At 58.1% G+C, this 20,037-nt stretch carries 17 protein-coding genes and 1 tRNA gene; 8 read left to right on the top strand and 10 right to left on the bottom strand.

Annotation, left to right across the window (positions count from 1 at the left end; genetic code table 11):
- Positions 1-417 precede the first annotated feature (417 nt).
- On the top strand, positions 418-1,194 hold the full coding sequence (locus tag Q7C20_RS08685) for a hypothetical protein (RefSeq protein ID WP_375066767.1): 777 nt from the start codon (positions 418-420) through the stop codon (positions 1,192-1,194).
- Positions 1,195-1,325: 131 nt separating this feature from the next.
- On the opposite strand, the gene Q7C20_RS08680 is transcribed toward Q7C20_RS08685, so the two are convergent.
- Positions 1,326-2,288 carry a LysR family transcriptional regulator gene (locus Q7C20_RS08680; RefSeq protein ID WP_375066766.1) on the bottom strand — a complete coding sequence of 321 codons (963 nt, stop codon included), beginning with the start codon at positions 2,286-2,288 and terminating at the stop codon, positions 1,326-1,328.
- A 144-nt stretch (positions 2,289-2,432) separates the two neighbouring features.
- Here Q7C20_RS08680 and Q7C20_RS08675 point away from each other — a divergent pair, with 144 nt between their 5' ends.
- The 3 genes from Q7C20_RS08675 to Q7C20_RS08665 are packed head-to-tail and all read left to right on the top strand — an operon-like array spanning position 2,433 to position 7,058.
- Entirely contained in the window at positions 2,433-2,684 is a 252-nt protein-coding gene (locus Q7C20_RS08675; protein ID WP_375066765.1) for a hypothetical protein, read from the top strand.
- 26 nt (positions 2,685-2,710) lie between these two features.
- A complete protein-coding gene (locus tag Q7C20_RS08670; protein WP_375066764.1) occupies positions 2,711-3,877 on the top strand; it encodes an efflux RND transporter periplasmic adaptor subunit in 1,167 nt (388 codons plus the stop codon).
- Between the two features lie 10 nt (positions 3,878-3,887).
- Positions 3,888-7,058, top strand: coding sequence for an efflux RND transporter permease subunit (locus Q7C20_RS08665; protein WP_375066763.1), 3,171 nt, complete (start codon positions 3,888-3,890; stop codon positions 7,056-7,058).
- Positions 7,059-7,310: 252 nt separating this feature from the next.
- Here the strand turns inward: Q7C20_RS08665 and Q7C20_RS08660 are convergent.
- Positions 7,311-7,398, bottom strand: a tRNA-Ser gene (locus tag Q7C20_RS08660).
- A gap of 284 nt (positions 7,399-7,682) precedes the next feature.
- Between Q7C20_RS08660 and Q7C20_RS08655 the strand changes: the two genes are divergently transcribed.
- Positions 7,683-8,354 carry a Bax inhibitor-1/YccA family protein gene (locus Q7C20_RS08655; RefSeq protein ID WP_078743256.1) on the top strand — a complete coding sequence of 224 codons (672 nt, stop codon included), beginning with the start codon at positions 7,683-7,685 and terminating at the stop codon, positions 8,352-8,354.
- A gap of 61 nt (positions 8,355-8,415) precedes the next feature.
- Here the strand turns inward: Q7C20_RS08655 and murB are convergent, their stop codons facing one another.
- From murB to Q7C20_RS08615, 8 genes are all read right to left on the bottom strand, one after another.
- Positions 8,416-9,435 carry a UDP-N-acetylmuramate dehydrogenase gene (gene murB, locus Q7C20_RS08650; protein ID WP_375066762.1) on the bottom strand — a complete coding sequence of 340 codons (1,020 nt, stop codon included), beginning with the start codon at positions 9,433-9,435 and terminating at the stop codon, positions 8,416-8,418.
- Positions 9,432-9,896, bottom strand: a complete 465-nt coding sequence (locus Q7C20_RS08645) for a low molecular weight protein-tyrosine-phosphatase (RefSeq protein WP_375066761.1) — start codon at positions 9,894-9,896, stop codon at positions 9,432-9,434. The genes murB and Q7C20_RS08645 overlap by 4 nt, the downstream gene beginning before the upstream one ends.
- On the bottom strand, positions 9,896-10,660 hold the full coding sequence (gene kdsB, locus Q7C20_RS08640) for a 3-deoxy-manno-octulosonate cytidylyltransferase (RefSeq protein WP_375066760.1): 765 nt from the start codon (positions 10,658-10,660) through the stop codon (positions 9,896-9,898). Before kdsB ends, Q7C20_RS08645 begins: the two co-directional genes overlap by 1 nt.
- Complete coding sequence (locus Q7C20_RS08635; protein ID WP_003174668.1) at positions 10,657-10,842, bottom strand: Trm112 family protein; 186 nt, start codon at positions 10,840-10,842, stop codon at positions 10,657-10,659. The genes kdsB and Q7C20_RS08635 overlap by 4 nt, the downstream gene beginning before the upstream one ends.
- Before the next feature lie 24 nt (positions 10,843-10,866).
- A complete protein-coding gene (gene lpxK / locus Q7C20_RS08630) occupies positions 10,867-11,877 on the bottom strand; it encodes a tetraacyldisaccharide 4'-kinase (RefSeq protein ID WP_375066759.1) in 1,011 nt (336 codons plus the stop codon).
- Positions 11,877-12,305 (bottom strand): biopolymer transporter ExbD, encoded by a 429-nt coding sequence (locus tag Q7C20_RS08625; protein WP_348061838.1) that lies wholly within the window; start codon positions 12,303-12,305, stop codon positions 11,877-11,879. Before Q7C20_RS08625 ends, lpxK begins: the two co-directional genes overlap by 1 nt.
- Entirely contained in the window at positions 12,302-12,937 is a 636-nt protein-coding gene (locus tag Q7C20_RS08620) for a MotA/TolQ/ExbB proton channel family protein (protein WP_348061839.1), read from the bottom strand. Before Q7C20_RS08620 ends, Q7C20_RS08625 begins: the two co-directional genes overlap by 4 nt.
- A 109-nt stretch (positions 12,938-13,046) precedes the next feature.
- Positions 13,047-15,272: a DNA internalization-related competence protein ComEC/Rec2 gene (locus Q7C20_RS08615; protein ID WP_375066758.1), complete on the bottom strand. Its 2,226-nt coding sequence runs from the start codon at positions 15,270-15,272 to the stop codon at positions 13,047-13,049.
- Between the two features lie 135 nt (positions 15,273-15,407).
- Between Q7C20_RS08615 and Q7C20_RS08610 the strand changes: the two genes are divergently transcribed.
- The 3 genes from Q7C20_RS08610 (at position 15,408) to Q7C20_RS08600 (ending at position 20,023) form a co-directional block, all read left to right on the top strand.
- A complete protein-coding gene (locus tag Q7C20_RS08610; protein ID WP_375066757.1) occupies positions 15,408-15,932 on the top strand; it encodes a DUF2062 domain-containing protein in 525 nt (174 codons plus the stop codon).
- 277 nt (positions 15,933-16,209) lie between these two features.
- Positions 16,210-18,963: a response regulator gene (locus tag Q7C20_RS08605; RefSeq protein ID WP_375066756.1), complete on the top strand. Its 2,754-nt coding sequence runs from the start codon at positions 16,210-16,212 to the stop codon at positions 18,961-18,963.
- Between the two features lie 70 nt (positions 18,964-19,033).
- The gene (locus tag Q7C20_RS08600) at positions 19,034-20,023 is read left to right on the top strand and encodes a 2-hydroxyacid dehydrogenase (RefSeq protein WP_375066755.1); all 990 of its coding nucleotides are present in this window, start codon (positions 19,034-19,036) and stop codon (positions 20,021-20,023) included.
- The last annotated feature ends 14 nt before the right edge of the window (positions 20,024-20,037 follow it).

Here is a 20,037-nt window from a genome sequence, read left to right as displayed (position 1 = left end):
ATGTGTAAATTTCTTGCGGCAAAAAGCCCCAAAGGTTCCAGCGAAAACCTATCCGGCACATTTCTCGACGTAGAGGTGAAATCGCAATCATCTCGCTGGAGTTGCGAAAAGACGCAATCAACCCAGGATTGAAAAGGGCGTCTCACAAAACGCTCACAACCACCCTCGCTGACGTAAGAAGATTGAGCATCAGCAGAAATTTTCTCGCCTAAGATCGGTTTGATGGTAGGTGCAGCTACTGAATCCACCTATCCAGAAAGCGAAACCGGTCTGACTACAGATCCTGAGGCAGGGCTCCTAAACATCGGGAGATGTCTTACCTTCTGAGCACACGCAACAGCTATTGCCATAATCGGGGTCTATCTGGGATCGTGCCCTCGACCTTTACGACCCAATCAGTTCAATCAGGAAATATCCATGAATCAAGTTGACCAGTGCTATCTCGGTGTGTGGAAGCGGAGGTTGATCCAACACAGCTCCGGGCGCTCGGACAGCGAAACGGCTGTGTATTGGCTACAGACACCTCGACTGTTTGGAGACCTACGCATCCCGTCGAGCTCACTTCCATCGCTAGCGCTCGAAGACCTCAACGACGCTCAGCGATTGGCATTGTGCGAACAGCAGGGTTTTGCGGGTGTGACCCAGATTGACGCCAACATTTGCCAATGGCATCGCAAAATGGACTATCAGCCAGTGAATGGAGAGGAGGACATTGGTCGCATGCACTTTGAAAACAGCGAGCACCTGATAGAGACAGCTCTGGACGAAAGTTATTACGAAATATGGGAACGCTTGCCTGACTCCCTAGGACTATGTCGAGGCCAATGGTTACTGGGGGTGGATGACCAATCCCGCCAAGGTTGCCTGTTGTTGGCCGGCGACTATTTTCTATTCGCCGCCAACCGCCCCGTTCCGCTGGCTCCCGGTAATCACTTGCGCGAAAAGCTCGCTCAATCTGAAAATACAACAAATCCTGCGACACTTTTTTCATGCGAATTGTCTTTCGGTCGGCATCACGACGGACAAACCCCATGGGAAATCCAGTGTTCAACGCTCCCAGGCAGAACTGGCCAACGCCTACTGCCATCATCAGTAGACCCGTTTGCCCCGGCTGTTTTTGATAACCAAGCCGTGTTGTCTTCAGTCGGCGCGTACATTCCAAATGGAGGTTGGCGCTGCGCGCCCGATCCGTGATCGTAGCCGCCCCTCCAAACCTTGATGGGCATACTCTCACTTGTTCCACGGCCATCCGTACAACCATAAACAGCCGACACCGGTGGACTATTAGCTACTGTAGGCCTCTCTTTTCAAAGCACCGCAGAAAGCTAGTGGTTCGTCGTGTTGTGAGACTCGTCATACTGTGAGTTCTCTCGCTCAAGCCGCCAACAGGGATCATCGCGCATCAACGTTGTCACCCAGTCGGCGAAAGCTCTGACGCGAGCTGACAAATGTCGGGTATGTGGGTAAACCAAAGAGAGCGGAATCGATTCCAAAGTCCAGTCCGTCAGAACTTCCTCGAGCATCCCTTTAGCAAAATATTGCTGCGCTTCCGCACGCGGCAAGAAGGCGATACCGAGCCCTGCGACTGCCGCTGCGGTGTACGCGCCGCCATTGTTGAAATACATGGATACCGGAACATCCAGACTAAACGAGTCGTGGCCACGAAACATCTGAGGCAAATACCGCCGGTTATTCGCCGAGAATCGGTACCCCAGATTCTTGTGGACTAGTAAATCCTCAGGTGAGGAGAGACCGGGAGATTCTTTTAAATAATTCGGTGAGGCGCACAGTGCGAGTTGAACACGCCCGATGACTTTGCACACAAGGTTGGGGTCTGAGACAACACCACCCCTGATTGAGCAGTCGATGCCCTCTTCCACCAAATCCACTACCCGATCGCTACAACCCACATCCAGATGAGTCTCCGGATACTTCGCCGTAAAGTCGCGTAGCGCCGGGACGACTAACGACAACCCAACAGCGGGAGGCATTTCAATACGTATACGACCACGCACAATACTGCGGTTCATCGATACGGAAGCTTCCAAATCGTCAACATCGTCCAGTACGGCTCTTGCACGAAGGTAATAAGCCGATCCTTCCGTTGTAGGTGATACTTTTCGGGTAGTGCGGTGTAACAGCTTCATACCCAATAGCACCTCCAAAGCCTGAATTTGCCCCGAAACTGTCGTTTTCGCTAATCCCAATGATTCGGCGGCGCCACCGAAACTCCCTACTTCTACGATCCTGCAGAACGCACGCATCGCTTCCAACCGATCCAACGCCATTGTCCGACTTCCCGTACGATAAAACCGAATACAGCTAGTTTATCTTACCTTTACGTTCAAATAAAGTGCGCCCCTGCTGGCCACTACCTATGTACTGAATCGTACGCCCAGCGAATTTTTCCATCTAAATTCGAGACACAAATCATGAAAAAGACATTGCTGCTTATTGGGGTTACTGCTGGCCTATTCGTGGGAAATGCAACCTTTGCAAGCGATGGTGCCGAGGCATTGCAGCGCTTTAATGAACGCAACAAACAGTTCTTTCAACAACAACAGGAAAATAAGGAGAAAAGCGAAAAAAAGGCAGAGCTGGCGCGTCAAACCTCTGAAAGAGAGACTCTGTCGACCGCTCAAGGAGAAGTAAACGTTTCAAACAGTAACGAAAAAACCAACTGAAGTAGTAATACAGTGGAGCTGCAATAATGGTTGGTAACTCTTCCCGCTTTTTTTTGACTACAAGTGCCCTTCTCACCTCCATACTCTTATCTGCCTGCAGACAGGAAAGCACACCAAGCGTTGAGACGGCCGCACCCGTTGTGAATGTGGCTAGCGCTACCAGCGCAAAGATAGCTGACTGGGAAGAGTTCAATGGTCGTGTAGCAGCGGTCGAGTCTGTCGCCATCAGACCGCGCGTCAGTGGATACATACTCAAGGTGGTGTACCAAGAGGGTGCGGAGGTAAAAAAAGGCGACCTATTGTTTGAAATTGATCCACGCCCTTATCAAGCGGCCGTCAACAGCGCCAAGGCTGATAGAGAGAGGGCCAAAGCTAATCTTGAGTACGCCCAGAAAGATGCGATCAGAGCCGAAAAGCTCCTACCTTTCAAAGCCATCTCTCAAAAAGTCGCTGATGATGCTCTGCGAAGTCAGCGCCAGGCTCAGTCCGAGCTTGACGCGGCACAGTCCTATCTCGCCGTTGCGCAGCTCAACCTTGAGTTTACAAAAGTTCGGTCGCCGATCAATGGGAAGACGAGTAAGGCTCAATCAACGGTGGGCAACCTTGCCATCGCGGATCAAAGTGTAATGACAACCGTTGTTTCGCAAAATCCGGTCTACGTATATTTCGATCCAGACGAAAAAAGCTACATACGCAACAACATTAAAAGTAGAGATTCACAAAAGTTTCTGGCTCGTGTAGGGCTTGCTGATGACGCCAACTACCCGCACAAAGGCGTATTAAGCTTTATTGACAATGAGGTGAATGCCTCTACCGGCACTATCCGTGCGCGCATCACCATCGATAACTCAGACCGCAGCCTCACGCCGGGTCTCTATGCAAAAGTACAACTGGCTGCAGAAGACAAGAGTGAAGTTGTTCTTATTGAGGAGACTTCGATTATTACAGATCAAGACAGAAAATATGTTTATGTCGTGACCTCAGAGAACGTTGCTCAGCGTAGGGATGTGAAGATTGGGAAGGCATATAAAGGTTTAAGAGTCGTAACAAGCGGCCTACTCGCCGGCGATACAGTTGTGACATCCGGTCATCAGCACATTACTGGAGCGGAGGTTGCAGTAATTCCGATGTACTCGGCCGCAGAAAAGAAAGTGGCGGAATTCAATACTTTAGATCCGTCTGCATCACGTTAAGGGCATATCTGTGGACTTTTCAAAATTTTTTATCGATCGTCCGACCTTCGCGATCGTCCTGTCGGTACTGATATTCCTCGCTGGCCTGATAGCGATACCGTTGCTACCAACGGGTGAATATCCCGACGTGATCCCTCCTACGGTAGTGGTCAAAGCAAACTATCCCGGTGCTAATCCAAAGGAGATCGCCGAGTCAGTTGCCATACCGCTGGAAGAAAACATCAACGGCGTTGAGGACATGTTGTACATGAAGTCAGTGGCAAGCTCCGACGGAAGCTTGCAGGTGACTGCGACATTCAACACCAGCGTAAACCCCGACGATGCCGCTGTTCGCGTTCAAAATCGCGTAAGCCAAGCATTGTCACGCCTACCGGAGGCGGTACAGCAATATGGGGTTTCGACTCAGAAGCAATCCCCAACACCACTGATGTACGTGAGCTTTTTCTCAAAAGACGACAAGTACGACACACTGTACTTGCGTAACTACCTGCGACTTCACGTAAAAGATGAACTCACGCGTCTATCCGGGATAGGCGACGTAGTCCTTTACGGCGCGGGTGATTACGCCATGCGTATCTGGCTTGACCCGAACAAACTAGCGGCACGTGATCTCACCGCACAGGACGTGGTCAGTGCGATTCGCCAGCAGAATGTTCAAGTCTCCGCCGGGCAATTGGGTGCAGAGCCCTCACCCGCAGGCACTGACTTTTTGGTTTCGATCAACGTTCAAGGCCGACTTACGTCCGCCCAAGAGTTTGGCGACATCTCTATCAAGGCGGGTGGTGACGGGCAGATTATCCGCCTCTCTGATGTAGCCCGCGTTCAGCTAGATGCGGGTGACTATACGATGCGAGTGCTACGCGGAGACAAGCCCGAAGTCTCCTTCGGTATTTTCCTCACCCCTGGGGCGAATGCCTTAGGCGTCGCTGACGCGGTCTATAGCAAACTAGATGCACTAGCCAAAAATTTCCCGGCGGCCGTCGAGTATAAAAGTGTTTGGGATCCGACAATATTTGTCAGGACGTCAATTTCAGCCGTCGAGCATACCCTGATAGAGGCGTTGATCCTGATCGTATTGGTCGTGGTGGTTTTTCTGCAAACCTGGCGGGCGTCAATCATCCCACTGGTGGCAGTTCCCGTCTCGATCGTAGGCACGTTTGCATTTCTTTATTTGTTTGGGTACTCGATCAATACCCTCACTCTGTTCGGCATGGTCTTGGCGATAGGCATTGTTGTCGATGACGCCATTGTGGTGGTGGAAAACGTAGAGCGAAACATGGAACTTGGGCTAGATGCGCGACGCGCGGCCCACCAGGCGATGAAAGAGGTTTCAGGGCCTATTCTGGCTATCGGTATAGTCTTGTGCGCGGTATTCGTGCCAATGGCCTTCCTAGGCGGTGTGACGGGTAGTTTTTACAAACAGTTTGCGGTGACGATAGCCATTTCGACGGTGATCTCGACTCTCAATTCGCTAACCCTTTCCCCTGCGCTGGCGGCCATTCTGCTCAAGCCACATAGCGCGCCCAAGGACAAACTGACGCGAGCTATGGACTTCGCGCTAGGTTGGATGCTGCGACCCTTTAACCTGTATTTCCTACGTAAATCGATTGCATACGAACGGACGATTGGAAGGCTCATACCCCGCCGTGGCCTGGTTATGGCCGTATACGTCGGCATGCTGGCGCTAACCGGTGTGCTATTTAACGCAATTCCCGCAGGCTTCATCCCCAATCAAGACAAGCTATACCTGTTCGCCGGCGCGACGCTGCCGGGGGGCGCTTCGCTTTCCAGGTCGGAGGACGTTGCCCGAGATATCTCCGAGATTGCCAGCACAGTGGAGGGCATTGATGTCGCGAGTTCTTACATTGGCTTCAATGCGCTCCAAAACACGAACACGTCGAATCTAGTCACGTCATACATCATTCTCAAACCTTTTGAAGAACGTAAGCGTAGCGCGGAGGAGATCAATCGAGAATTTAACGCCAAGCTGGCTGCAGTTACAGATGGGGTCGCTTATTCGCTACTACCGCCACCGATCCAGGGCTTTGGTAACGGCTCAGGCTATTCACTTTACCTAAAGGATCGGGAAGGGCTCGGCTATGCGGCACTTCAGCAAGCAGTCGAAAATTTTCAAACTGAGGTTTCGGCAATTCCGGGTATGACTTGGCCTGTGAGCTCTTATCAGTCGAACCTGCCTCAACTTGACGTTAAGGTTGATAGAGTCAAAGCGAAAGCGCATGGCGTGGAGTTATCGGCAATATTTGACACGCTGCAAACCTTTATGGGCTCGGTTTACATCAACGACTTTACGATGTTCGGACGGGTATACCGAGTGGTAGCGCAAGCAGACGCCGAGTTCCGGCAGACACCGTCCGATATTTCCCAGTTGCGTGTCAAAAACGCTAAGGGTGAGATGGTACCGTTGGGAGCGTTCGTCACTATCTCCTCGACATTCGGCCCTGACCCAGCCATGCGCTACAACGGCTATCCAGCAGCAGACATTATTGGAGATGCAGATCCTTCGGTATTGTCATCAGCTCAAGTAATCAAGGCCATCGAAGAAGTTGCTGCACGCACGCTTCCCAAAGGCATCGAACTCGAGTGGACAGACCTGAGCTACCAGCAAACCACCCAGGGCAATGCATCATCTGTGGTGTTTTCCGTCGCAGTGCTGCTGGTATTCCTGGTGCTTGCTGCTCTGTACGAGAGCTGGCTGTTGCCTTTCGCAGTAATCCTGATCGTGCCTATCTGCGCCTTCGCAGCGTTGACCGGCGTGTGGATTTCAGGCGGGGACAACAACGTGTTTGTTCAAGTGGGCTTGGTGGTATTGATGGGGCTGGCGTGCAAAAACGCGATTCTGATCGTCGAATTTGCTCGGGAGCTTGAGATGGCAGGCAAGAATACGATGGCAGCCGCATTGGAAGCGAGCCGCCTGCGCCTGAGACCGATCATCATGACCTCCGCAGCCTTTATTGCCGGTGCCGTACCGCTCCTAATCAGCTCCGGCGCCGGGAGTGAAATCCGCTTCGCGACGGGCGTGACAGTCTTTTCAGGAATGCTTGGTGTCACCGTTTTCGGACTATTCCTCACGCCGATTTTCTACGTAATTCTACGTAAGGCCGGTGCGAATCTTCCGCAGCATCATTCCACGCTCGATACTCATGAACCTACTCATGGCTGATAGGCAGCGAGTGGAGTCAACCACCGCTATCAACAGCCTCACAGCATTCACCTGACGTTAACTCCTTTGGTTAAGGTGAGTACCTTTGCGCCCTCTTGAGGGCGCTTTTTTTATTCGAGCTTAATGTGCCAATTCGAGTCAGTGGGCAGTTCGATGCAAGGGGTGGCGCCCCCTACCCCAGGCAGTAGCTGAAAAAGCATAAAAAAAGGGCCTAGATTTTCATCTAAGCCCTTGATTTTATTGAGTTCGCGGCGGGAAACCAGGGATTCGAACCCTGGAGACGCTATTAACGTCCGCCGGTTTTCAAGACCGGTGCATTCAACCACTCTGCCAATTTCCCGTGTATTCCGATGACGCGATGAAGCGATACCGCAAGGTGCAACTGGAGATAGCCTTAGTTAAGAACCCTGAGACGCTATTAACGTCCGCCGGGTTTCAAGACCGGTGCACACAACTACTCTGCCAATTTCCCTGTTGCATCACAGGATTATAGTAGCCCATCCTGTCTCAGCGGGCGCCATAATACCCGAATGAAACACACTGTCAAACTCTCGGCATGGCTTGTTACAGAGCGTCTGTTATGATCTTTGCGACTGAACGTTTCAAAACTGAAGGAGTGTCGCCATGCGCGAACAGAATTACGCAGTGAATGGTAACGCGCAGGCTGAGCAGCTTGAAGTCAGCCGCGTATTGCGCAACACATACGGCTTGCTCGCCCTTACCCTCGCATTCAGCGGCGTAATGGCGTTCATGGCTCAGCAGATGCACGTCCGCTACCCGAATATCTTTGTCGTGCTGATTGGCTTTTACGGTCTGTTTTTCCTGACCAACAAGCTGCGTGACTCGGCCTGGGGCCTGGTGTCGGCGTTTGCCTTGACCGGTTTCATGGGCTTTATCCTCGGCCCAATCCTCAACCGTTACCTCGGCATGGCCGGCGGCGCTGAAGTGGTCAGCTCGGCCTTTGCCATGACGGCACTGGTGTTTGGTGGTTTGTCGGCCTACGTGCTGATCACCCGCAAGGACATGAGCTTCCTCGGTGGCTTCATCACCGCAGGCTTCTTCGTGTTGCTGGGTGCAGTGGTTGCCAGCATGTTCTTCCAGATCAGCGGCTTGCAGTTGGCGATCAGCGCCGGTTTCGTGCTGTTCTCCTCCGTGTGCATCCTGTTCCAGACCAGCGCCATCATTCATGGCGGCGAGCGTAACTACATCATGGCGACCATCAGCCTGTATGTATCGATCTACAACCTGTTCATCAGCCTGTTGCAGATCTTCGGCATCATGAGCCGTGATGACTGATTGTTAGCGGCATAAAAAAGCCCCGTATCGAAAGATACGGGGCTTTTTATTGCCCGCCGATTCAGTACCGGTTGGGTTCCATTTCCAGGTTTACCTTGAAGCGCTCGGCGATGTCCTGCTGGATACGCAGCGCCAGGTTCGCAATGTCGTGCCCGGTGGCAGTGCCATAGTTGACCAGCACCAGCGCCTGTAGCGCGTGCACGCCCGCGTCACCGTCGCGAAAGCCCTTCCAGCCGGCCTTGTCGATCAGCCAGCCAGCGGCGAGCTTCATCTGCCCATCGGGCTGTGGGTAGGCCACCAGATCCGGGTACAGCGCTTGCAGCTCGGTTGCGAGTGCCTGGGACACCAGCGGGTTCTTGAAGAAGCTCCCGGCATTCCCCAACTGTGCAGGGTCCGGCAGCTTTTCACGGCGGATGCTGCAAATCGCTCGGCTGACGTCGCTTGGCGTTGGCTCGCTAATCCCCTGCGCCGCCAAGCGCTGTTGCACCGGGCCGTAGTCGAGTTTCAGGTGGCTGGCCCGGCTCAAGGCAAAACGCACGCGCAGAATCAACCAACGCCCGGTTTGGTGCTTGAACAGGCTGTCGCGGTAGGCGAACTGGCAGTCTTGCAGATTGAAATCGCGCAGCTCGCCGGTCTGACGATCCAGCGCGGTCAGGCCGGAAAATACGTCCTTGATCTCAATGCCGTAGGCACCAATGTTCTGCATCGGCGCCGCACCGACGGTGCCGGGGATGAGGCTTAAGTTTTCCAGGCCGCAAAAGCCGTGCGCCAGGGTCCACAGCACAAACGGATGCCAGGCCTCGCCCGCTTCGGCCTCGACCACCACGTGCACACCGTCATCTTGCAGCACCCGAATGCCCTGGGTCGCCATGCGCAGCACCAGTGCCGGAATGTCCTGGGTCAGCAGCAAGTTGCTGCCACCGCCGATGACCAGCAATGGCAGCGCTTGCGCGGCCGCATAGGCCAGGGCATCACGCACCTCGGCGTCGCTGTGCGCTTCGGCGAACAGTTGGGCGCGCACGTCGATGCCAAAGCTGTTGAAGGGCTTGAGCGATACCTGCGAGAGCACTTGCAAGGTCATAACTGCCCCTTCAATTCAATGACCAATAAATCACAGGCTGTTTCGATCAGGTCCAGGACTCGTTCAAAGCCTTGTTCGCCTTCGTAGTAAGGGTCTGGCACTTCGTCCACTTCACCGTCGTAGCGGCGCAGGAACAAATCCAGCTCGGCCTTGCCCTGACCCGGCTGCATGGCCTTGAGGTTGCGCAGGTTGCTGTGGTCCATGGCCAGAATCAGGTCATAACGCGAGAAATCGGCGCGGCAAACCTGTTGGGCACGCTGGGCCGACAAGTCATAACCCCGCGCCAGCGCAGCTTGCTGGCTACGCCGGTCCGGCGGGTTGCCGACATGCCATTCGCCTGTTCCGGCAGACGCCACCTCGACCTGGCCCGCCAGGCCCGCGGCGCGCAATTTATGGCGCAATACGCCTTCAGCGGTGGGCGAGCGGCAAATGTTGCCCAGACAGACGAACAAAACGTCCATCAAGCCCCCAGCAGGCGACGGACGCGCTCAAGGTCTTCCAGGGTGTCGACGCCAGCTGGCGGCGCTTCCAGGGCATCGCCCACATGGATGCGCACGCCGTGCCACAGGGCACGCAGTTGCTCCAGGGATTCAGTGTTTTCCAGCCAGCACGGGCCCCAGCTCACGAAGTCATGCAGAAAACCCGCGCGATAGGCGTAGATGCCGATGTGACGGCGGTACGGCACGCCTTCCGGCAATACGTCGCGGCTCTTGGCGAATGCGTCACGCGCCCACGGCAAGGTGGAGCGGCTGAAGGTCAGCGCCAGGCCGTTGATGTCGGTGACCACTTTCACCACGTTCGGGTTGAACAGGGTGTCGATGTCTTCGATGGGTTCGGCGAGGGTCGCCATGCGCGCTTCGCCATGGGCGGCCAGGTTGGCAGCCACCTGATCAATCACGCTTGGCGGGATCAGCGGCTCGTCGCCCTGTACGTTGACGACAATGGCATCAGGCGCCAGGCCCAGGTGCGTGGCGACTTCGGCCAGACGGTCGGTGCCGGAGTTGTGGTCTTCGCGGGTCAGCACCGCTTCGGCGCCAAAGCCCTTGCAGGCCTCGATGATGCGCGGGTCATCGGTGGCGACCACCACGCGTTCGGCGCTGCTTTTGCAGGCCTGTTCCCACACCAACTGGATCATCGGCTTGTCGCCGATCAATTGCAGCGGTTTGCCCGGCAGGCGGGTCGATGCGTAGCGGGAGGGAATGACAACGGTAAAGGCTGTGGTCATTTATCCAGGCGCTCGTCGGTGGTCAGTGTGCGCGCTTCGCTTTCCAGCATCACCGGGATGCCATCACGGATCGGGTAAGCCAGGCCAGCGCCTTTGCTGATCAACTCGGTTTTGTCGGCGCTGAGCTTTAGCGGGCCTTTGCAGATCGGGCAAGCGAGGATATCGAGCAGTTTGGTGTCCATGAATGTTTCCTGGAAAAAAGCGGGTTAAGGCAAAAGACGGGCGGGCAACAGGCGCATCAACTGTGTGTCGAACCAGGCGACAAACGCCGGCGACGGCACCGCATCCACCGCAAGGTACCACCAGTCGGGCCTGGCAAAGGCGCGGCACTTCACCGCGTCCTTTTCAGTCATGACCAGTGGCAATGACGGCGTAAAATTCAGGACCTCTGCGCTATAGGGCGCGTGGTCGGCAAACGCATGGGGTACTGGCCGCCAGTGTAGCGTTTCAAGGGTAGTGAAGAAACGTTGCGGGTTGCCGATGCCGGCGACCGCATGCACCTGCTGGCCAGCGGGAAAATAATCGACCGGCTGGCGCTCGGCGGTTTTCAGATTGATCAGCGCCGCAGGCATCAGCCGAAAGGCGAAACCATCCTCGCGATCCGCTGCGGCGCCGTTATAGAGCAGCGCATCGACACTCTGCAAGCGCTCAACCGGCTCACGCAACGGCCCGGCAGGCAGGCAACGGCGGTTGCCCAGGCTGCGCGCGGCGTCGATCAGCACCAGTTCAAGGTCGCGAGCCAGGCGGTAATGCTGTAACCCGTCGTCGGAAAGAATCAGGTCAAGCGGCTCGCTGGCCAGCAGCGCTTCTACCGCGCGACCGCGATCGGGGTCGATCATCAACGGTACGCCGCAACGCTGCACGATCAGCAACGGCTCATCACCGGCCACCTCGGCGCTCTGGTCGGCTTCGACTCGCCACGGCAATTGCGGCGGTTTTGCACCGTAGCCACGACTGACCACGCCGACACGCAAGCCACTGCGCCGGCAATGCTCGATCAGCCACAGAATCATTGGCGTCTTGCCCGTACCGCCCACCGTAATGTTGCCGACCACCACCACCGGCACCGGCGATTGATAGATTTCGCCCTCGCCCGCCAGGAAACGCGCGCGCTTGCGCTGCACCACTCGGCGGTACAAAGACTCCAACGGGCGCAAAAGCGCGAGGGCAGCATGGCCTTCGTACCAGGCTTTGAGCAAACGATCAGACATGGCCATCAGGGTTGGCTCGCCGCCTCTACGGTGGTCATGCGCAAATGGCTGAAGCCCAGCTTGCCGGCGGCATCCATTGCGGTGATCACGGCTTGATGCTGGGTCTTGCCATCGGCACTGATCGACAGCGGCAGGTTGGTATCACCGCCAGACTCTTTCTGCAGGGCGTCCATCAGGCTTTTGAGGTCGTTTTTCTCAAGCAACTGGTTATTCACCGAAAACACGCCATCGGCGCTGATGGCGACGTCCAGCTGTTTGACTTCCTGGTCCTCGGCTGGCGAACCGCTTACCGCTTCCGGCAGGTCAACACGCAGCTGGGTTTGCCGGGTAAACGTGGTGGTGACGACAAAAAACAGCAGCAGGATAAACACCACGTCGATCAGGGACGCGAGATTGATATCGACGTTTTCCCGGCGCTTGCGGCGAAATTTCACGCTCGGCCCTCGACGAAGTCAACATCACGGTCGCCCTGCACCACTTCCACCAGCTTAATGGCTTCCTGTTCCATACCGACCACCAATTCATCGATGCGTCGTTGCAGGAAACGGTGGAAGAACACCGAAGGAATACCCACCATCAAGCCCGCAGCCGTGGTGATCAATGCCTTGGAAATGCCCCCCGCCAGCACAGCGGCGTTGGTGGTCATGCCCGAGCCCATGAACGAGCTGAAAATGTCGATCATGCCCAGAACCGTCCCCAGCAAACCGAGCAACGGTGCCATGGCCGCAATGGTGCCGAGCGCATTGATGTAGCGCTCCATTTCATGGATAACCCGGGCGGCGGCCTCCTCGATGCACTCTTTCATGATCTCGCGACCGTGTTTGGAGTTGGCCAAGCCCGCCGCGAGAATTTCACCCAGTGGCGAGTTGGCGCGCAGCTCCTTGAGTTTGTCCTTGTCCAGCTGCTTGTTTTTGATCCAGCCCCAGACCTGCCCCAATAGATGATCGGGCGTGATACGGCTGGCGCGCAGGGTCCACAGGCGTTCGGCAACGATGCCGAGTGCGGCGATGGAGCTCAAGATGATCGGCAACATCATCCAGCCGCCGGATTTGACCAATTCCCACACAGTGAATGTCCCCTCGAAAAAGTGCGCCACTTTACCATATAGGTTCAGTCGCGGGGTTCGTCCGCCCTGGACCCGCCCGTCGCGGGCTCCAGTCTTTGGTAACGCAGGATTACGGTAACGCTTCGCGCCAGAAACGGCGTTGACTGCGCGCAACCATCGGTGCTTGAAACGCGCCCAATTGCAGCCGCACAGCCCCCTGCTCGGCGCTGTCATACACCTGGCTGCCCACTGCCTGATAACGCGCCACCACCTGCGGATGGGGATGACCGAATGCGTTGCCACGGCCTCGGGAAATCAGCACTGCCCCTGGCGCGAGGCGCTGCACAAAGGCGACGGATGAAGAACTGCGACTGCCATGGTGGGGCGCTTGCAGCCAGTCGGTGCGCACTGCCAGGGGTGAGGCCAGGAACGCTGTTTCGGCTGCGCGATCTATATCGCCGGTCAGCAGCAGGCCCTCGCCATTGGCCTGCACCCGCAGCACACAGGATTTTGGGTTGCTGGCAGTGGCGCCAGGCCACTGCCACAGCTCAAACAGCACGCCATCCCACGCCCAACGCTCACCGCTGATGCATGCTCGAGCCTCGAGAAACACGGGCAAGCCGTCGGTTTCCCCGCCGACCACTCGCTTGACAGAAAGCCCACGGGCCACTGCCGCCGCCCCGCCCGCGTGATCGGCATGGGCGTGGCTGAGCACCATCATGTCCAGCGCACCTACCCCGAGTTTTCTCAACGACGGCAGTACCACACGGGCGCCAAGGTCAATCGCACCCGAGCGCGGACCCGCGTCGTAGAGCAGCGCGTGGTTGCGGGTGCGCAGGATGACCGACTGCCCCTGGCCAACATCCAGTTGCACCACGTCCACCCGCCCATGGGGCACCTGCTCTTTAGGCGGGAAAACTGCCAGCAACAGCATTGGCCAGCCCAGCAGCCGAAAGGGCACACCTTTGGGCAGCAGCAGCAACACCGCGCCCGCTACACTCACGCACCAAAAGCCCAAGGGCACTTCGGCGGGTATCCAGGCCGGGCGTTGCCCGGCCAACAGCGTCAGCAGCTTGAACAGCCAATCCAGCGCACCACCGGCCAACCACAGCAGCGCTTCGCCCACCCAAGGCACCGCCAGCAGCGCAGTGCCAAGCAACGCCAACGGCAACACCACCAGGCTGATCCACGGCACCGCAAACAGATTCGCCACGGGCGCGCTGAGACTGATCGGCAACCCCAGCACCAGCAACACCGGAAACATGCCCACGGCGATCAGCCACTGCGGACGGGTCCACACCTGCCAGACACTCCAGGGCCCCAGGCGCCCGCCGAAGGCCACTATCAGAATTGCGACTGCCGTAAACGACAACCAGAACCCCGGCTGCAAGCTGGCCAGCGGCTCAAGCATCAACACACTATTAAGCGCCAGCAACAGCGGCAACCAGACGCCCAGATGCCGAAAACGCAAGCGCCAGAGCAACACCAGCCCAACCATTACACACGCACGCTGCACCGGCACACCGAACCCCGCCAGCAGGCCGTAGCTCAGCGCCGCAGCAAAGGCCAGCCCGCACGCCCACGGCAGCCACGGCATGCTGCGCGGCCAACACCCGTATCGCGCCAACCCTGCGATCAGGCCGTAGATCAGCCCGGCCAGCAAACCGATGTGCTGGCCGGAAATGACCAGCAAATGCACGGTGCCGGTGTCTTGCAGCACTCGCCACTCTTCAGCCTCCAGCCCGGCGCCGTCCCCCAGCACCAACGCCGCGACCGCCGCTTCACGGCCTTGTGCATCAACAGCCTGCAGCCGCTGGCGCAGCGGATCGCGCCAGGCATTGCGCGCCGGCACCAGGCGTTCGCCGTCCTTCACCGACGCAGTGGCACCCACGCGCTGGGCGAGCAGCCAGGCTTCATAGTCAAAACCGTGAAAGTTGAGCAAACCAGACGGCCGCTTAAGCGTCAGTGCCAGACGCCAGCGCTCGCCGCTGTTTATCGGCGGGCCACCGTGCCAGGACACGCGGATGCGCTGGGGTAATCGAGCAGTACGCGACCGACTGTCGGCCAGTTCGAAGCGTACGCCGGCCGGCGTCTGCTGCGGCAAACCGACCACACGGCCTTCAACCCAGCGCGTTTGCCCGTCCAGTGCGGGGTTGAGGCGATCGTCCAGCGCCCACTGCGCACTCATGCACGCCCAGCTCAACACCAGCAGGAAAAACCCCAGCGGATAGGTACGAAACGGCAACAGCATCAAGGCCATGACCGGCATGGCAAACAGCCCGCCGGTTGACGGCAGTGCCGGTAGAAACCGCAGCGACAGTAAGCCGATGCTGAGTGCGAACAGCCCTGTTCTCATGAATCATCCTTTTCAAGTGATCCACTCAGTCTTAGCCGTTCGCGGTGCTCGGCCTATGATGTTTTGTCACAAAGTCTGAATTTTCTGTTTATGGAATGCGGGCATACTTGCCCCTCGAACTGACCTGGACCCCTTATGCCCCGGCGCCTATTCAAGCGGTACATGCCCGATCCCAGCAGCATCCGGGAACACAAGTCATTACAGTTTCTCGGCACCTTGCTGCACGATCCAAACCTCTGGCACCTGAACCGGCACTCTGTCGCGCGCGCCATGGCGGTGGGTTTGTTCGCGGCGTTTATTCCGATCCCACTGCAGATGTTGTTGGCGGCAGTGCTGGCAATTGCCGTGCGCGGCAATATGCCCATCGCCGTCAGCCTGGTGTGGCTGACCAACCCGATTACCATGCCGGTGGTGTTTATCTGCACCTACATGACCGGTGCGTGGCTGATGAATGTGCCGCCGCGCAGCCTGCCCGACAACCTCACGTGGGAGTGGATCAGCGGGCAGTTGAGCACGCTGTGGCAGCCCTTCCTGCTGGGGTCCGTGGTGTTGGGGCTGGTATTGGGCGCGCTGGCCTACCTCCTGACCATGGGCTATTGGCGCTGGTGGGTCGCGCACCAATGGAAAAAGCGCAAACAACGCCGCGCGCGTGGAGGTTAACGGGCCGGCAGTTGCAGATGCACGCTCAGGCCCTGACCGGAGTTTTCCGCCCACATGCGACCAACCTGACGCCAGCGTCTGCAGGACATTCTCAATAGCTGCTTGTTGAAGATTAAATGCCCACAGGCAATCGCCAGCCACCGGCGAATGGCCCGAAGATTGCCGCAAGTCATGAATTTGCAAGATTCCACAGCCAGCAAATGGCTACACTGCGCAGGTGGCGCGGGCCGGATGCCCGTGCGGATAATTGATAACCGCGTGGTAGCAGGAGAGTGGCGTGCTTAGAAGAATGGGGATAAAAGGCCGCGTACTGTTGCTGACCTTATTACCGACCAGCCTGATGGCCTTGCTGTTGGGGGGCTATTTCACCTGGATGCAGCTCTCGGAGTTGCAGACCCAGCTGCTGCAACGCGGCGAAATGATCGCCGAACAACTGGCGCCGTTGGTGGCCCCTGCCCTCAGCGTCAAGAACACCGACCTGCTCGAGCGCATTGCCACCCAGTCCCTGGAGCAAACCGACGTGCGTACCGTGTCGTTCCTCGCCCCGGACCGCTCGCCCCTGGCTCACGCCGGCCCGACCATGCTCAACCAGCCACCGGTCGGCAACAGTTCGCACCTGTTGCAGCGCACTGGCAATGACGCCACGCGCTACTTGCTGCCGGTGTTTGGCCGCCATCGCAACCTCGCCGGTGAGTTGATCCCCGATGAAGCCGACCGCCTGCTGGGCTGGGTGGAAGTGGAGCTGTCCCACAATGGCATGCTGTTGCGCGGCTACCGCAGCCTGTTTGCCAGCCTGCTGCTGATCGCCATTGGCCTGATCTGCACCGCTGTCCTGGCGCTGCGCATCAGCCGCACCATCAATTCGCCGATTGGCAAGATCAAGCAAGCCGTGGCCCAGCTTAAGGACGGTAACCTGGAAACCCGACTGCCACCGCTTGGCAGCCAGGAATTGGACCAGTTGGCTTCGGGCATCAACCGCATGGCCGAAACCCTGCAAAATGCCCAGGAAGAACTGCAACACAGCATCGACCAGGCCACCGAAGACGTGCGCCAGAACCTGGAAACCATTGAAATCCAGAACATCGAGTTGGACTTGGCGCGTAAAGAGGCCCTGGAGGCCAGCCGCATCAAGTCGGAGTTTTTGGCCAACATGAGCCATGAAATCCGCACCCCGCTCAACGGCATCCTCGGTTTTACCCACCTGCTGCAAAAAAGCGAACTGTCGCCGCGCCAGCTGGATTACCTGGGCACCATCGAAAAATCCGCCGACAACCTGTTAGGCATCATCAACGAAATCCTCGACTTCTCGAAAATCGAAGCCGGCAAACTGGTCCTCGACAGCGTGCCGTTCAACTTGCGCGACTTGCTGCAAGACACATTGACCATCCTCGCCCCCGCCGCGCATGCCAAGCATCTCGAACTGGTCAGCCTGGTCTACCGCGACACCCCGCTGGCCTTGGTGGGCGACCCGTTGCGGCTCAAGCAGATCCTGACCAACCTGATCAGCAATGCGATCAAGTTCACCCGCGAAGGCACGATTGTGGCCCGCGCGATGGTCGAGGACGAACAGGAAGACAGCGTGCAATTGCGCATCAGTGTGCAAGACACCGGCATAGGCCTGTCCAATCAGGACGTGCGCGCGCTGTTCCAGGCGTTCAGCCAGGCCGACAATTCGTTGTCACGCCAGCCTGGCGGCACCGGTTTGGGGCTGGTGATCTCCAAACGTTTGATCGAGCAAATGGGCGGTGAAATCGGCGTGGACAGCACGCCGGGCGAAGGCTCGGAATTCTGGATCAGTTTAAGCCTGCCCAAAACCCGCGACGACGTCGACGACCTGCCCTCCGCGCCGCTGCTCGGGCGGCGCGTGGCAGTGCTGGAAAACCACGAACTGGCGCGCCAGGCCCTGCAACATCAATTGGAAGACTGTGGCCTGGAAGTCACGCCGTTCAATACCCTGGAAAGCCTGACCAACGGCATTACCAGCGCCCATCAGACCGAGCAGGCAATTGACTTGGCGGTACTCGGCGTCACCGCCAACGACATTCCGCCTGAACGCCTTAACCAGCACCTGTGGGACCTTGAACACCTGGGCTGCAAGGTGCTGGTGCTGTGCCCGACCACCGAACAGATGCTGTTCAACCAATCGGTGCCCAACCCCAACAGTCAGTTGCAGGCAAAACCTGCGTGTACACGCAAGTTGCGCCGCGCCCTCGCCGACCTGATCAGCCCGCGCCCGTTGCGCAACGAGCCCGGCGAACCGCTGTCCAGCCGGGCGCCGCGCGTGCTGTGCGTGGACGACAACCCGGCCAACTTGTTGCTGGTGCAAACCCTGCTTGAAGACATGGGCGCCAAGGTCCACGCGGTCGACAGTGGCTACGCGGCCATCGATGCGGTGAAGCAGGAAACCTTCGACCTGGTGCTGATGGACGTGCAAATGCCGGGCATGGACGGTCGTCAAAGCACCGAGGCGATCCGCCAGTGGGAAAGCGAGCGCCACGGCACGCCGCTGCCGGTGGTTGCCCTCACCGCCCACGCCATGGCCAACGAAAAACGCGCGTTGCTGCAAAGCGGTATGGACGACTACCTGACCAAGCCGATCAGCGAACGGCAACTGGCCCAGGTGGTGTTGAAATGGACGGGGCTGGCACTGCGCAATCAAGGCCCGGAACGCAACAACGACAGCGTGGGCCCGGGCGTGAAACTGGTGGTGCTGGACCACGAAGAAGGCCTGCGCCTGGCGGCCAACAAAAGCGATCTGGCCGCCGACATGCTCGCGATGCTGCTGGCCTCACTGGAAGCCGACCGCCTGGCCATTACCGTCGCGCGCGAAGCCAAGGACAACAACGCGTTGATCGAACGCGTGCACCGCTTGCACGGCGCCACCCGCTACTGCGGCGTCCCGCAATTGCGCGCCGCCTGCCAGCGCGCCGAGACGCTGCTCAAACAGGACGACGCCAAAGCCATGGCCGCACTGGATGAGCTGGACATGGCGATTGCCCGGCTGGCCAGTGAGGCGCGGGTCAGCGCCTGACTATTCTGTGGGAGCGGGCTCCCACAGGGGGAGTTATGGGTTTATTTCAGTGAGTGCAGGGAGCTTTTTGATGCGCGTCATTCTTTTCAGCAGCCAGACCTACGACCGCGACAGCTTTCTCGGTGAGCCCCTGCCCTCGGGCATCGAGCTGCAATTTCAGCCCGCCCGCCTCAACCTCGACACCGTGGCGCTGGCGGAGCACCACGAGGTGGTTTGCGCGTTTATCAACGATGACCTCAGCGCCCCGGTGCTGGAACAGTTGGCGAATGGCGGCACCCGTCTGATTGCCTTGCGCTCGGCCGGTTACAACCATGTCGACCTCGCCGCCGCCAAGCGCCTGGACCTGACCATCGTGCGCGTTCCCGCTTACTCGCCTCACGCGGTGGCCGAACACGCGGTTGCACTTATTCTCGCCCTCAACCGCCGCCTGCATCGCGCCTACAACCGCACCCGCGACGGCGATTTCAGCCTGCACGGGCTGACCGGCTTCGACCTGGTGGGCAAGACCGTCGGCGTAGTGGGCACCGGGCAGATCGGCGCCACGTTCGCCAAAATCATGGCCGGTTTCGGTTGCCAGTTGCTTGCCTACGACCCCTTTCCCAACCCGCAGGTCGAAGCCCTCGGCGCCCGTTACGTGGGCCTGCCCGAGCTGCTGGCCAAGGCGCAGATCATCAGCCTGCACTGCCCGCTTACCGACGACAGCAAACACTTGATCAACGCCGAGTCCCTGGCGCATATGCAGCCCGGCGCGATGTTGATCAATACCGGGCGCGGCGGTTTGGTCGACACACCGGCACTCATCGAAGCGCTCAAGAACGGCCAGCTCGGCTATCTGGGGCTGGATGTATATGAGGAAGAAGCTCAGTTGTTTTTCGAGGACCGTTCCGACCTGCCCCTGCAAGATGACGTGCTCGCCCGCCTGCTGACCTTCCCCAACGTCATCATCACCGCCCACCAGGCGTTCCTCACCCGCGAAGCTCTGGCAGCCATCGCCGGCACGACCCTGGCCAACATTGCGGCATGGGCAAAAGGCCAGCCGCAGAACCTTGTCCACGGATGATCAGCGGTCACATA

The organism is Pseudomonas sp. AMR01 (genome assembly GCF_041946035.1).
Lineage (GTDB): Bacteria > Pseudomonadota > Gammaproteobacteria > Pseudomonadales > Pseudomonadaceae > Aquipseudomonas > Aquipseudomonas antarctica_B.
The sequence above is the reverse complement of the archived record's forward strand: the minus strand, read 5'-3'. Positions and strand labels throughout refer to the sequence as shown.